This is a genomic window from Halobellus marinus (assembly GCF_032113415.1).
GTDB classification, from domain to species: domain Archaea; phylum Halobacteriota; class Halobacteria; order Halobacteriales; family Haloferacaceae; genus Haloquadratum; species Haloquadratum marinus.
Genome location: NZ_CP134946.1, coordinates 2,575,785 through 2,589,435, shown reverse-complemented (window position 1 = coordinate 2,589,435; position 13,651 = coordinate 2,575,785). Strand labels below are relative to the sequence as shown.

16 protein-coding genes are annotated in these 13,651 nt (G+C 66.9%); 7 read left to right on the top strand and 9 right to left on the bottom strand.

The genetic code is table 11. The features are described from left to right. The first annotated feature begins 92 nt into the window (after positions 1-92). On the top strand, positions 93-890 hold the full coding sequence (locus tag RJT37_RS12895) for an SDR family oxidoreductase (protein ID WP_313685049.1): 798 nt from the start codon (positions 93-95) through the stop codon (positions 888-890). 175 nt (positions 891-1,065) lie between these two features. Then, positions 1,066-2,190 carry an MFS transporter gene (locus tag RJT37_RS12890; RefSeq protein WP_313689965.1) on the top strand — a complete coding sequence of 375 codons (1,125 nt, stop codon included), beginning with the start codon at positions 1,066-1,068 and terminating at the stop codon, positions 2,188-2,190. A gap of 45 nt (positions 2,191-2,235) precedes the next feature. Here the strand turns inward: RJT37_RS12890 and RJT37_RS12885 are convergent, their stop codons facing one another. The 3 genes from RJT37_RS12885 to RJT37_RS12875 are packed head-to-tail and all read right to left on the bottom strand — an operon-like array spanning position 2,236 to position 5,531. Next, complete coding sequence (locus tag RJT37_RS12885; protein ID WP_313685047.1) at positions 2,236-3,213, bottom strand: YncE family protein; 978 nt, start codon at positions 3,211-3,213, stop codon at positions 2,236-2,238. Beyond that, entirely contained in the window at positions 3,213-4,244 is a 1,032-nt protein-coding gene (locus tag RJT37_RS12880) for a sulfurtransferase (RefSeq protein WP_313685045.1), read from the bottom strand. The genes RJT37_RS12885 and RJT37_RS12880 overlap by 1 nt, the downstream gene beginning before the upstream one ends. Continuing rightward, positions 4,245-5,531 (bottom strand): YncE family protein, encoded by a 1,287-nt coding sequence (locus RJT37_RS12875; protein WP_313685043.1) that lies wholly within the window; start codon positions 5,529-5,531, stop codon positions 4,245-4,247. It lies immediately after the preceding gene. Between the two features lie 154 nt (positions 5,532-5,685). On the opposite strand from RJT37_RS12875, the gene RJT37_RS12870 reads away from it, so the two are divergent. After that, on the top strand, positions 5,686-6,894 hold the full coding sequence (locus tag RJT37_RS12870; protein ID WP_313685041.1) for a YeeE/YedE family protein: 1,209 nt from the start codon (positions 5,686-5,688) through the stop codon (positions 6,892-6,894). Positions 6,895-6,945: 51 nt separating this feature from the next. Continuing rightward, entirely contained in the window at positions 6,946-7,971 is a 1,026-nt protein-coding gene (locus tag RJT37_RS12865) for a PLP-dependent cysteine synthase family protein (protein WP_313685039.1), read from the top strand. Between the two features lie 34 nt (positions 7,972-8,005). Here RJT37_RS12865 and RJT37_RS12860 read toward each other — a convergent pair whose 3' ends face one another. Then, a complete protein-coding gene (locus RJT37_RS12860) occupies positions 8,006-8,287 on the bottom strand; it encodes a MoaD/ThiS family protein (protein ID WP_313685037.1) in 282 nt (93 codons plus the stop codon). Positions 8,288-8,516: 229 nt separating this feature from the next. Here RJT37_RS12860 and ubaA point away from each other — a divergent pair, with 229 nt between their 5' ends. Together ubaA and RJT37_RS12850 are read left to right on the top strand one after the other, a co-directional pair. Continuing rightward, positions 8,517-9,365, top strand: a complete 849-nt coding sequence (gene ubaA, locus RJT37_RS12855) for an SAMP-activating enzyme E1 (RefSeq protein WP_313685035.1) — start codon at positions 8,517-8,519, stop codon at positions 9,363-9,365. 148 nt (positions 9,366-9,513) lie between these two features. Next, positions 9,514-10,719: an inorganic phosphate transporter gene (locus tag RJT37_RS12850; protein WP_313685033.1), complete on the top strand. Its 1,206-nt coding sequence runs from the start codon at positions 9,514-9,516 to the stop codon at positions 10,717-10,719. Position 10,720: 1 nt separating this feature from the next. Here RJT37_RS12850 and RJT37_RS12845 read toward each other — a convergent pair whose 3' ends face one another. The 4 genes from RJT37_RS12845 to RJT37_RS12830 form a co-directional block, all read right to left on the bottom strand. Beyond that, entirely contained in the window at positions 10,721-11,152 is a 432-nt protein-coding gene (locus tag RJT37_RS12845) for a universal stress protein (protein ID WP_313685031.1), read from the bottom strand. A 107-nt stretch (positions 11,153-11,259) separates the two neighbouring features. Beyond that, complete coding sequence (locus RJT37_RS12840) at positions 11,260-11,670, bottom strand: desampylase (protein WP_313685029.1); 411 nt, start codon at positions 11,668-11,670, stop codon at positions 11,260-11,262. A 3-nt stretch (positions 11,671-11,673) separates the two neighbouring features. Continuing rightward, entirely contained in the window at positions 11,674-12,018 is a 345-nt protein-coding gene (locus RJT37_RS12835) for a rhodanese-like domain-containing protein (protein ID WP_313685027.1), read from the bottom strand. A gap of 1 nt (position 12,019) precedes the next feature. Beyond that, on the bottom strand, positions 12,020-12,319 hold the full coding sequence (locus RJT37_RS12830; protein WP_313685025.1) for a sulfurtransferase TusA family protein: 300 nt from the start codon (positions 12,317-12,319) through the stop codon (positions 12,020-12,022). 136 nt (positions 12,320-12,455) lie between these two features. Here RJT37_RS12830 and RJT37_RS12825 point away from each other — a divergent pair, with 136 nt between their 5' ends. Beyond that, the gene (locus RJT37_RS12825; RefSeq protein ID WP_313685023.1) at positions 12,456-12,941 is read left to right on the top strand and encodes a dihydrofolate reductase; all 486 of its coding nucleotides are present in this window, start codon (positions 12,456-12,458) and stop codon (positions 12,939-12,941) included. 98 nt (positions 12,942-13,039) lie between these two features. On the opposite strand, the gene msrA is transcribed toward RJT37_RS12825, so the two are convergent. Continuing rightward, positions 13,040-13,570, bottom strand: coding sequence for a peptide-methionine (S)-S-oxide reductase MsrA (msrA, locus tag RJT37_RS12820; RefSeq protein WP_313685021.1), 531 nt, complete (start codon positions 13,568-13,570; stop codon positions 13,040-13,042). Positions 13,571-13,651: the final 81 nt, after the last annotated feature.

Sequence of the window (13,651 nt, the reverse complement as noted above, 5' to 3'; positions counted from 1 at the left end):
CTTACAGTTCGCGAGATAAAAATCCCTCGCACACCTGGCATTTCCCTCGTGGCGCTATCAACGCTTTTGTCCCAGCCTCCACACCTACGGCTATGGATCTGGAACTGACGGACAACGCGGCACTTGTGACCGCGTCGAGCAGCGGTCTCGGGAAGGCTTCGGCACGGGCGCTCGCCGCCGACGGCGCGAACGTCGTCCTGAACGGCCGCGACGAGGAGCGACTCGCTGCCGCCGTGGAGGATGTTCGCGGGGACGCGGCCGACGGTGCGACCGTGATCGGCCACGCTGCGGACCTCACCGAACCCGACGAGATCGAGGGGCTCGTCCGGCGACCGGTCGACGAGTTCGGAGGGCTCGACCACCTCGTGACCTCTGCCGGTGGCCCGCCCGCGAAACCGTTTCTCGAAACGACCGACGAGGAGTGGTACGAGGCGTTCGACCTCCTCGTGATGAGCGTGGTCCGCACAGTCCGCGCGGCGGCACCGCACCTCCGGGACGGCGACGGCGGGACGATCGTGAACATCGCGTCGATTACGGTGAAGGAAGCTGTCGACGACCTCGCGCTCTCGAACTCCGTCCGGATGGGCGTCGTCGGTCTCGAAAAGACCATCTCGACGGAACTCGCTCCGGAGATCCGCGCAAACGCCGTCCTGCCGGGAACCCACGAAACTCCGCGTGTCGAAGAGGTGGTCGAAGAGCGGATCGAGCGCGGCGAGTACGAGAACTACGATGCGGCTACCGGGGAACTCAGCGCGGAGATTCCGGTCGGTCGCCTCGGTGAGCCGATGGACCTCGGACGAACCGTCGCGTTCCTCTCCTCGCCGGCATCCGCGTTTCTCTCCGGCGTGGCCCTCCCGATCGACGGCGGCGAGAGCGCCTCCAACCTCTGAGCGGAGCCGTGGCCGCAGGCTTCGCCTGAACTACCTCATTCGGCCGTCCCAGCACGAGGACTGAACCTGACGACCGGATGACATTGCCCGACATACGCGCGATCAAATCGGAAGCCACCTTACGGTTCGACGACGACGCGAGACTGTGACCGAGACGTCCGGCTACGCGCGACGAATGCTGGTGACGGTTTCACTGGGATGGGCGATCCTCCAGACCGGCCGGTTTCTCCTGTCGCCGCTTCTGCCGACGATCATCACGGACCTCGGGATCACGGAAGCGACGGCGGGGATCGCGCTGTCGGTCTTCACTGTCGCCTATGCGCTGACGCAGTATCCAGCCGGCGAGTACTCGGATCGGTGGACGCGGACGACGCTTCTCGTACCCGCGTTGATCACCCTCACGATCGGCTTTGCGCTCTTCGGGCTGACGGCCGGACTGTCGACGTTTATGCTCGCGGCGATCGTCGTCGGGGTCGGCAAGGGATTCTTCGCGAGCCCCTCGCGGGCGCTGCTCTCAGACCTTTTCACGGCAAAGCGGGGGCGTGCGCTCGGGATCTACGCCGCCGGCACCGACGTCGGGGGCTTGCTCTCCTCGGGAATCGCGGTCATCGCGCTGACGTACTTCACCTGGCGGACGCCGTTTTTCCCCGTCGCCATCGGTCTCGGGATCCTCACCGTGGTCTACGCGGCGATCACGCGGGAGGGGTACCGGGTGGGCGAACCGTCCCTGGATCTCAAAGGGACCGTCGCACGGCTGGTGAAAAGCAGCCAGCAGCGGGAGACGCTCGTCGCGTTCGCGCTGTTTTACTTCATGGTCGGTGGCTTCATCAACTTCGTCCCGACGTACCTCGCGGCGACGAAGGGGTTCTCCGAGAGCCTCGCCGGGCTGACGTTCGCCATCGTCTTCGCGGTCGGTTTCGCGGTGAAGCCCATCGCCGGAACCCTCGGCGATCGGTTCTCGCGCCGTGGGGTGGGTGTCTCCGGGCTCCTGGTCGCCGCTGCGGGGCTGATCGCCCTCATCGTCGCCTCCGCTAACCTCGCTGTGTGGCTGGCTGTGGGGCTGCTCGCGCTCGGGTACAAGACCGGGTTCCCGCTCGCCGACGCGATCATCCTGGATGGGGCGCCCGCCGGCGGGATGGGTGCGGATATCGGCGCGGCACGAGCGTTATTTCTGACCGCGAACGCGCTCGGCCCCGCGTACGTCGGAATCGTCGCGACCTACGGTAGTTACGACCTCGCGTTCGGCGGGTTCGTCGTCTGTCTGCTCGTTGCTGCCGGCTTACTCGCCCGCCGCGACTAAGCCGGTTCGTTATCTCACCGACCCGCCGCGTCTCGGATTGGCCCGTTAGATCACTTCGGGTTCGAACGGTCGAGCGGCCGTCTCCGCCGTCCAGGTGACGCGGCCCGCAGCGACGTCCACGGCGCTCACGGCGTCGTCGTCGTAGTGAGAGACGTACAGGCGCGTGTCGTCCGTCGGATGGACTGCCGCGGCGAACGACGGGAACGGCAGGTCGACAGTCTGCCGCTCCCCGGATCGGTCGGCATCGAGCGCGACTAGCCGCGGTCGCTCACGGTCCAGCACCCACGCGCTTCCGGCCGCGAGAGCGACATCGGCGGGCGTTCCCCCGACCTCGCGAGTCCGGGCCTCGCCCGGCCCCGACTCTCCCGTCGCACCTCGCGGCACCTCGGTGACCGTTCCGTCACCCCGACCGGCGACGAGCACCCGCGAGTCGTCGACGACTGCGTCGTAAGGGTTTGCGCCAACATCCCACGACGATTCGATGCCCTCGACCGTCAGCCGATGCAGGCGGGCGTTCCGCTGATCGACGGCGTAGACGTACTCGCTGGCGGCCTCGACGCCCTGGATGCGGGCCTCCGGGTCGAACTCGTGCGTCGCGTGGACGGTCCCGCCCGAGGGATCGACGACGGTCACAGTCCCGTCCGCGCGACTCCCGACGAACGCGAGGCCGTCGCGGACGGCGACGTCGTGGGGTTCGGCGCCGACACCGATCCGGTCGCGGAGTTCCAGTCGCTCGACGTCGATGACGGTCAGCACGTCGCCGCCGGTACACGGGACGAGAACCTCGCCGTCGGTCGTCGCGAAGTGTGACGGGCCGAGAACGCCGGTTTCGACGCGCTCCACCCGGCCGTCGACGACGACGCTCACGGCACGCTCGCCCATCGTCGCGACGAAGGTCCGCCCGTCGACCGTCGTCAGGTGGACCGGGTGCGCGCCGACGGCGATCCGGCCCTGTTCGGTTCCGCGTTCGGCGTCCAGGAGGACGACGCAGTCGTCCTCCGAACAGGGCACGGCGACGAGCATCAGCCCGTACAGGAGAACCCGCCGTCCCCGCCGCCGCCGACGGAGCCGCTGGTCTCGACGACGGTCGTGGTCTTCGTCTCGACGGGGTAGTCGCCGCGCAGCGACTCCCCGACGTTCGCCCACTCGCCGAACCCGCCGTCGTAGAGTCTGACGTCCGCGGCGCCGAGTGCACGGAGCATCAGCCACGTGTTCGTCGGGTCGATGTTGCCCTGCCCGTAGACGACGATCGTCCCCGACTGATCGAGGCCGGCGGCACTGAAATACAGTTCCGCGAGCGTCGCGGGCTCGGTCATCGTCCGGCCGTCGACGTTCCCCGTCCAGTGGACGTCGATCGCACCCGGAATGTGGCCGTGCCGGTCGTTCGACGCGACGAGCGCGTCGGACTGCCGCGCGGCGAGATACGCCTCGGGCGGTCTGACGTCGACGAGTCCCGGGCCGCCGTCGTTGAACGAGCCGAGTTGCTCCGAGAGCCACTCCCGGGTGACGATCAGATCGTCCTGGGGTTCCGCTTCGTAGGTCGTCGGGTCGCGGCTCCGCCGGCCGACGCCGACGCGGCCGTTCCACGCCTCGTACCCGCCGTTCAGGACCCAAACGTCGCCCCCGTGGCCGAGGTACTTCAGCGCGAAGACGACCCGGGAGACGCGCGAGCCGACGCTGCTGCCGTAGACGACGATGTCGTCGTCCCGGGAGACGCCGATCGATTCCAGCGACGCCGAGATCGCGTCCACGTCGGGGACGCGTCCCGCGTCGGTCTCCGTTCTCGCCGTGAGCTTCTCGACCGGGGCGTGGCGTGCGCCGTAGACGTGCTCGTTCCGGTACTGTTCCGCAGAGCGCGCATCGAGGAACACCGCGTCATCGGCGTCGATCTGTGAGGCGCCCCGGAAGTAGCCGACGTTGCCCTCGACGCTGGCGGCGCTTGCGACGTCGGTGGGGGTCGTAATTCCCGCACAGCCGGCGGTGCTCGCGACGCCCGTCCCCGCCGCCGCGGCGAGTAGCGACCGTCGCGTGACCTCGTAGCCGTCGTCGCTCATCTACAGCTGGTGGCCGCAGGCGCAGTTGCCGATGCAGTACGTCGTCCCCGCATCGGAGAGTTCGACGCCGAGGGTCGCCATCGTCGCCATCAGGTTCCCGGCGGTGTCGTCTTCGGGCCGAACGCGCCCGGCGGTCGCGCCGTACGGCTTCGCGCCCACGGAGATGGTCTCGACGATCTCACGGGAGGCGTGTTCGATGACTTTCACTTCGTCACTGGTCTGTACCGGGACGTACAGTTTCTCGCCCGCCGGGTCCCAGGTGCCGACGAACGCCGAGCCGCCGAGGTCGATCGACTCGATCACCTCGCCCGCCGGGATGTCCAGCACCGTGACGCTCTCGGAGTTCGCGGTGAACACGTAGCCGATCTCGGAGTCGGGGCCGATCTCGCTGGTCAGCGGCAGTTCCCCGAGGCCGTCGTCGTTCGTCAGTCGCACGCGCTCTTCGGGTTCGGTCGGGTCGCTGATGTCCCAGATGCTCTCGGTGCCGGCCTCGCCCTCGTTGTTCTCGACGAGGAGCGTCTCGCCGTCCCACGAGACGGTGTCCATCCACGGCGCGACGGCGTCGGCGCCGCCGACCGGCGACACCGACACCTGGTTGACGACCTCGAAGTCGGCGATGTCGATGACGGAGAGCGTGTCGGCGTAGATGTCCGGGACGTACGCGTACTCCCCGTCGGGGTGGATCGAGACGTCACACGGCCCCGGACCGTCGTTGTCGCCGCGGCCGCCCTCGGGTTTCCTGTCGATCTCGGCCGTCACGTCGCCGAAGGAGTCCGACCCCGGATCGGCGTCGAGGCGGTACTGTTTGTGTGTCGGTTCGCGGGCGCTGACAACGAGATGCGACCCGTCCGGCGTCACTTCCTGCCAGTTCGCGCCGGATCCCGTATCGAGCGAGGTCATCTCCGAGAGCGACCCGGCGTTGACCGCCCGGACGCCATTATTGACGTTCAGCCACATCGCATCGTCGGCACTGTCGAGGAGGTTCGGGAGAAACTGGTTCGACGGGAACGACGCCGTCGCGCCGAGATACGTCGTGGTGAGCAGTTCGTCGTTCTCGGCGTCGATCACGCTGACGGTGTTGTCGCCCGTGTTGAACACGAACACCGTCGGGGGGGCCGCCTCGTCGCCGCCCCCGTCCGATCCAGTGATAGCACCGGTACACCCGGCTGTCGCGGTCGCGCCGGCCGCGGCCGAACCGGCCAGCAGTCGCCGACGCGATACGCCCGACGTCGAGTCACTCTCTCCGCGGTTCGGATAGAGATTCTCGTCTACAGCGTCCTCGGTCATAGGGCGCCATAACGGGTCCGGGGAGATAGGGACACCGGCACACCCCTGCGTTGCCCGTTGTCTCCGAAACCGGTTCTTGTTGCTGGTACCTGCGTGAGGGGGCAAGGCTGTACTAGACCGTCAAGGGAACTTGGCCGCGTGTGTATGTGCTGGTATGCCGACTCTCTCGCCGCTCGCGTACGTCGTCCTCTCGGTGGGCGTCGGACTCGCCTTCGGGATCCTCCTCCAGAAGGCCCGGTTCTGTTTCGTGAGTGCCTTCCGCGATTTCGTGGCGTTCAAAGACACCCGCGTGCTGAAGGGCGTCATCGCCGGCGTCCTCGTGATGACGCTGTTCTGGAGCGCGCAGGCCACCCTGGGGTACTTTCGCGGCTTCTGGACCCCCGCGTGGGGTCTCGCGTCGCTTTTCGGCGGGTTCGTCTTCGGGATCGGGATGACGATGGCCGGCGGGTGTGCCTCGGGGACCCTCTACCGCGCCGGGCAGGGGTACGTCCAGTTCTGGATCACGCTCCTGTTTATGGGGGTCGGCTACGTGCTCTTCGCGTACGCGTTCCCCACGCTCCGCTCGGTGTACTTCGAGCCGCTGCGGTTCGGCGAAGGGGCGACGCTGTATCTCGCCTTCCCGTGGCCGCCGGCGCTGACGGGCGTGCTCGTGACGGCGGTGCTGGTTCTGCTGTACGCGTTCGTCCGCGGCCGGGCGTCGCTACCGGATGAACCCCGACGCGGCACCGAGGCCGGTTCGGGAACCCGCGCGCAGGCGACGCTGCCGACGCGCTCGCTGACGGCGCTCGGCGTCGGCCTCAGGGAACTCGGCGAGGGCACGCGGACCTACCTCCGCGGCTTCGTCGAGGACGACCGCCCCGTCGCGGCCCGCCTGCGGGATTCGTGGGACGCCCGGACGGCCGGCATCGGGCTGGCGCTCGTCGCCAGCGTCTGGTTCTGGGTGTACGGCGCGTGGGCGATCACCGGCAGCGAGGCCAAGTGGGCGGGCTGGCTCCTCGCACAAGGCGGCGTCGACGTCGGAAACGTCGAGTACTGGGGCTCGGTGCTGTTCCGCGGCGGCGACATCTCGGTCACCATCGATATGCTGATGATCGCAGCGGTGATCGTCGGCTCTTTCCTGGCGGCGAAGGCCTCCGGCGACTTCCGCCTCCGCTGGCCGAAGGTCCAGCGCCTGCACAACCCCGTGGTCGGCGGACTGCTGATGGGCGTCGGCTCCCGACTCGCGCCCGGCTGCAACATCGCGAACCTGTTCAGCGGTGTCGCGCTGCTGTCGCTGCACTCGCTTCTTGCCGGCCTGGGGATCATTCTCGGAACGTACGTGATGACCCACTACCTCTACCGGGAGGTCGGCTGTGCGATCTGATGGCGAGAGCCGGACGTACCGCTTATCGGGCTCAACCACGGAGGACACACGATGACTGACACGACGATCGACGAGAGCCGAATCGGCCGGACGCCGCTCGTGGAACTCGACGTGGAGGTCCCTGCGACGGTCTGTGCAAAAGTCGAGTGGTTCAATCTCTATACCGCTGACCACGGGGGCGGCTCGATCAAATCGCGGATCGCCCGCGAGATGCTCGACGGCGCCGAGGAATCCGGCGAGTTGACGCCGGACCGGACCGTGATCGAACCCACCAGCGGCAACACCGGCAGCGAGATCGCCCGCCTGGCGACCGAACGCGGGTACGACGTCGAGATCGTGATGCCCGACAACGCAAGCGGCGGCAAGATCGAGGCCGTCCGCGACGCCGGCGCGGAGATCCACTTCGTCGACGCCGACAAGGGCTACGACGCGGTCATCGAACGCTGCGAGGAACTCGTCGCCAGCGACCCCGAGGGATACTACCGACCGAACCAGTACGAGAACCCCGACAACCCGGGCGCCCACGAGCGGACGACCGCCCCGGAGATCTGGGAGCAGACCGACGGCGACGTGACGCACTTCATCGCCGGCGCGGGGACGGGCGGAACGGTCACCGGCACCGGCCGCGGCCTCCACGACCGCGGCGACGTGACCGTCGTGGGCTTCGAGCCGGCGAACCCGCTGCACGCCATCGACGGGCTCAAATACCTCAGAACCGGCGAGCATTACCACCCGAAAACGTACGACGAGTCCGTCCTCGACGAGAAGCTCTACGTCGACACCGGCGACGCTTACGACCGCGCGCGAGCGCTCCGGGAGCGCTACCTCGACGAGAACCCCGAGGTCGTCGACACCGGGCAGTACGATCACGAGACCGTCGCAGAACACCTCCGCATCGAGGATCAGTTCGTGGTCGGGACGTCCAGCGGCGCGGGCGTTCGAGCGGCCGAGCGACTCCACGAGACGGTCGGTCTCGCTGCCGACGACGTCGTGGTGATTATGCTCTGCGACCGCGGCGACAAGTACGCCGACATCCCGCTGTGGGAGGGCTACCTCGGCGACGACGGAGAAACGTAGGCCAGTTCGCGCGGGAGGGAGGTGATGAAGGTCCTCAGAACGAAGGTCGACCCGCTGTCGTACCGCCGCTGGCTGCCGGAATCACCCGGATCCGGCTGTCTTCCTCGACCGACGCGTCCGGGTCGGAAACCTCGCTCCCGTCGACGTAGACGTTGATGAACTCCTTGATCTCGCCGTCCTCGAAGACGCTGTTCTGGAGGCCGGGACCGTGCTCGGCGGCGTGGTTCTCGAAGACTTCTCCCAGCGTCGACCCGGCGACTTCGACCGTCGACGCGCCGCGGTCGCCCAGGACTGCAGGAATCTTGATCTCGGGCATACACTCTCTTGGACGATAGAGCGTAAAAATGACCGGCCACCGGCAACGGGGACCTGGCGCCTGTGACGGCGTCGACGGACCGAAAAACTCTGCCGCTCGTTCGGTAGGCCGAGGAGCGGCTCCGCTTCCCGGATCGCATCGTGGCGGAGAGTATAGCCCGCGTCATCGACGGCGGCGAGGCGTGTACCCCTCCAACGGGCTTATTCGGTAAGCTCTCATAACAGAGTCTATGAGCGGCCTCGATCTCGACCCGACACAACTCGATCGGTACTCTCGGCACATCATTATGGACGACGTGGGGCCGGAGGGGCAGCGGGACCTCCTCGACGCCGAGATACTCGTACTCGGGGCCGGCGGCCTCGGCGCGCCAATTATCCAGTATCTGGCCGCGGCGGGAATCGGCACCATCGGCATCGCCGACGACGACGAGGTCGAACTGTCGAACCTCCAGCGGCAGGTCATCCACGGCAACGACGACGTCGGCCGCAAGAAGGTCGACAGCGCCGCCGAGTTCGTCGCGAGCCTGAACCCCGACATCGACGTCCGAACTCACGACCTCCGTGTGAGTCCCGACAACGTCGAGGACCTGATCGACGGCTACGACTTCGTCGTCGACGGGACCGACAACTTCCAGACGCGGTATCTGGTCAACGACGCCTGTACGCTCGCCGGGATTCCCTTCTCCCACGGCTCGATCTTCCAGTTCGAGGGGCAGGTGACGACCTTCGCCGGCACCGACGACTCGCCGTGTTACCGCTGTATGTTCCCCGAAGCGCCGCCCGCCGGGATGGTCCCGAACTGCGCGACTGCGGGCGTCCTCGGCGTCCTGCCGGGGACAGTCGGCTGCATCCAGGCCACCGAGGCGGTCAAGGCCACGCTCGGAAAGGGTCAGCTACTCGACGGCCGGATGGTGTTCTACGACGCCCTGGAGATGGAGTTCGACACCGTCGAGATCACCAAGAAAGACGAGTGTCCGGTCTGTGGCGACGACCCCGCGATCGACTCCGTCCACGACGTCGAGTACACCGAGTCCTGTGCGATCACCCGCGAGAGCGACCCGGAAATCTCCGCGAACTGACCGTTCCGCGCCGCGTTCGGGGTGAATCGAGCCGCCCGGCGCTGTCCGCGGTGAGCAGCCAGACGTCGACTCCACGGCGAACGTTTATTCACGTACTCGTTGAATCCCCTGGTATGATAGCCACCGCTCCCCGTGGAGGTCGCTGAGAGTGCCGGGATTGGTCTTCTGGGCGCTCGTCGTTCTGGCGACACTCACCAGTCTCGCGACGGCGTGGGCGCTCGGCGCCAACAGCAACTCGCCGCCCTTCGCGCCGGCGATCGGCGCCAACGCCATCTCGACGATGCGTGCGGCCTTCCTCATCGGAATCCTCGCTGCGCTCGGCGCGCTGACGCAGGGCGGAGCCATCTCCGAGACGGTCGGTGCAGGGCTGATAAACGGCGTCCAGATCACGTCGCTCGCGGCGACGGCCGGTCTGCTGACCGCCACCGGTTTTATGGCGTTCGGCGTCTACTCCGGCTATCCGGTGCCCGCGGCGTTCGCGACGACCGGCGCGATGGTCGGCGTCGGCCTCTCGCTCGGCGGCGACCCGGCCATCGACACCTATCGGCGGATCGTGACCTTCTGGGCGCTCGTCCCGCCGGTCTCGGGCGGCCTCGCGTATCTCACCGCCACGCTGCTCCGCCGCGACGACATCCCGGAGACCGTCGGTGTGCCGCTGCTTGCGGCCCTGGTCGGCGGAATCATCGCCAACGTCCAGTTGGCGATCGTTCCCTCGCCGCCCGACGCCACACAGAGCTCTATTGCGGGGTTCCTCGGCAGGCTGGTGGGGCTTCCCACTGTCGGCGGAGTCGACCCCGTAGTGGTTCTGGTGACCGTTCTCGCCGCCGCGGTGAGCTTCCAGTTCATCCGTCGACGGACCCAGGCGTCGGTCGAGAAGGGAGTCCGGACGTTTCTCGTCCTGTTGGGAAGCGTCGTCGCCTTCTCCAGCGGCGGCAGTCAGGTCGGACTCGCGACGGGGCCGCTCGAAAACCTCTACGGCGCCGAACTCGGCCTGCCGGGGATCGTCCTCCTGACGCTCGGCGCGGTCGGCATCCTCGGCGGCGCGTGGATGGGGGCGCCCAGACTCCTCCAGGCCACCTCCCGGGAGTACGCACAGCTGGGGATCAGACGCTCCATCGCGGCGCTGGTGCCCGGGTTCATCATCGCCCAACTCGCCATCGCGCTCGGCATCCCGATCTCGTTCAACAACATCATCATCTCGGGCGTCATCGGCGGCGGGTTGGCCGGCGGGTCGGCGGGCGTCTCCCGCCGGAAGATCGGCGTGACGATCGCCTTCTGGCTCATCACGCTTGTCACCTCGATCACGATCGGCTACGGGCTCTACAAGGTCTTCGCTGCGGTACTCGGCGGGTGAGTCACCGAACGACGGTGACAGTCACGGGCGCCTTGCCGACCACGGTCGTCGCCACCGTTCCGAGCAACCGGCGGCCGATGTCGCTGCGGCCGCCGCCGTGGCCGCCCATCACGACGTGATCGATGTCGTGCTCGTCGACGTACCCGAGAATAGTGTCTGCCGGGTCCCCCGTCTCGACAGCCGTTTCGACCTCCCGGTCGGCCTCGGCGGCCCGTGTTTTGGCCCGGTCGACGATGCGGTCGGCCCTGTCGAGGGCGCGCTCCTGGCGCTCGCTTCCCGGTTCCAGAATCCCGCCCTCGCTCATATTGGCGTCCATCGGCGTCACTACGTTCAGGACCGTCACCGAACAGTCGAAGGTCTCGAGCGCGTGGACGAGCGCCTTGTCCGAGAGCGGCGACCCGTCCAGCGGAACGAGGACGTGCGAAGGTGCCATAGGATCTCCTCGGGACGGGGGCACAAATTCCCGGCGGTCGGCCGGTGCAGTGTCTGGAGATTGACCGAAACTCGAACGGTGCCGCCTCTGAAACCGAGAGAGCGGTGCTACTCCTCGACGACGACGCGCTCGCCCTCGAACTCGTCGCCGGTCCACCGCCAGGAGCCGAGGAAGGGGTACCCGTCGAACGCACAGATCGCATAGGAGTAGCCCGGCCAGGTCGCGCGGTCGGCGTCGGTCTCGCTCGGATGCGTCGGTCCCGATGGGTGGCTGTGGTAGAACCCCACGACCTCGTGACCGGCGGCTTCGAGCTCCTCTATCACCGCCAGTTGCTCTTCGGGATCCATCGCATAGCGGATCTGCGGGGTCTCGGCGGCGTTTTCGACCGGATACACGTCGGCGACGTGGCTCTCAGTCTCGTCGTACTCACCGGCGAGGACGCCGCAGATTTCCTCGTCGCCGCCGTCGTAGCCCTGGTAGACGATCTCGTCGTAGGCCGCTCGGGTGAACGTGATCACGGGTCAGGAGTCGTCGTCGCACTCCTCGGGGCCGGTCTCGAGGTCGTAGTCCCAGTCCTGGTACCCGCCGGCCATACTCTTGACCGCCGACCCATCGTCGACGCCCTCGTAGCTGCCGATGAGCCGTGCCGCCTGGACGGAGGATTGCCCGATCGGACAGGCGACGACCACGTCGTCGCCCCACTCGACCTCGTCGACGCGGCGCGGAAGTTCGGCCATCGGGATGTTCTTTGCGCCGGGAATGTGTCCACGCTCGAACTGTGCCGGCTGGCGAATGTCGATAATCTGGGTGTCCTCGCCCGCCTCTAGCTTCTTTTTGACTTCTTCGGTGGAGACTTCTTCGACCATCTTACTGTTTCCGGAGGAAGATCCGGTATCGACCGTCGCCGCTCTTCCAGACGTTCGCCTCGGCCTGGTCAGCGACCGCCTTCGGGACGTTCTCGGTGCTCGGGACGTGGTCAGTCTCCTGGACCAGCAGATCGCCCGATTCGAGCCCCTGAATGGCCTTTTTGGCTTCTACCTGCGGGTACGGACACACCTCGCCGGTCATATCCTGTACCTCCGTTGCACGGTCGAACAGTTCCTGGGCCGTTTCGCCGTCGAGCTCGTCGGGAAGGTCGACGACGTCCTCCCAGCTTGAATCTGCCATAGTGGGTTTCAGGGTCTCTCGGGCCATACCCATTTCGGAGGGCGCAGAGCTGACCTCTATCTCTGACATCGCGGCTTGCGAGTGCGGACCGCCCCGGCCGTATGGGTTATACTCGCGCCGCCCGGAATGGAATACGATGGAACTCGTCGCCGTCGCTGCGCTGGCTGAAAACCTCGTGATCGGTCGCAACGGTGAACTCCCGTGGGAGAGCATCCCGGCTGACAAGCGCCAGTACCGCGAACGCGTCGCCGACGCGCCAGTCATCCTCGGCCGGCGGACCTTCGAGTCGATGCTGGAGAACCTCCCGGGCAGTCACCAGATCGTTCTGAGCCGCACCGAACGCGACTATCCTGTCGAGACGGCGTCGCACGCCAGCGACGTCGAGGCCGCTATCGCGGTGGCCGAGTCGCTCACCGACGAGGAGGTGTACGTTCTCGGCGGCGCAAAGATCTACGAACTGTTCCAGCCCCACGTCGACCGGATGGTGCTGAGCCGTGTCCCCGGCGAGTACGAGGGGGACGTCTGGTATCCGGAGTGGGACGAAGCCGAGTGGTTGCTGACGTCTGCCTCCGAGGAGGCGGGCTTCACGCTGGAACAGTGGGTTCGACAGGCGGCTGACTGATCCACGGAGTCCGTCTGGTACTGATTACGCTCACGTATCACCGTCGAGTGCCACCCCCGTCGACGGCGCTTTGCGGGAAGAGACGAGCGTACTCTGTATCAGGCTTCTCCGATCTTCGCCGCGAACTTCTCTCTGACTTTCTCGACTTTCGGTGCCGCGTGCATCCGGCAGTACGCGTCGTTGGGGTGCTTCTCGAAGTAATCCTGGTGTTTCTCCTCGGCGCGGTAGAACGTCTCTAACGGCGCCAGTTCGGTAACGACCTCGTCGTCGTATTCCGAATCGAGCGCGTCGATGTAGGCGGCCGCCTGTTCGCGTTGGGTCTCGTCGTGAAACAGGACGATCGAGCGATACTGTGATCCGACATCCGGGCCCTGGCGGTTCAGTTGCGTCGGGTCGTGCGTCGCGAAAAACACCTCAAGCAGTTCGTCGTAGGCTAAGACCTCCGGGTCGTAGGTCACCTGCACGACCTCGGCGTGGCCGGTCTGTCCGGAACAGACCTCCCGGTAGGTGGGGTCCTCCGTGTGACCGCCGGCGTAGCCTGATGTGACCGACTGCACGCCGCCGAGTTCCTTCATCGCCGCTTCGGTACACCAGAAACAGCCGCCGCCGAACGTCGCAGATTCGGACATACGCGCAGTAGGGTTCCGATCCGTATGTATGTGGCGCGCGGACCCGTTGTAGTGTGTTGTTGAGGGTGTCGGAGAACTCTC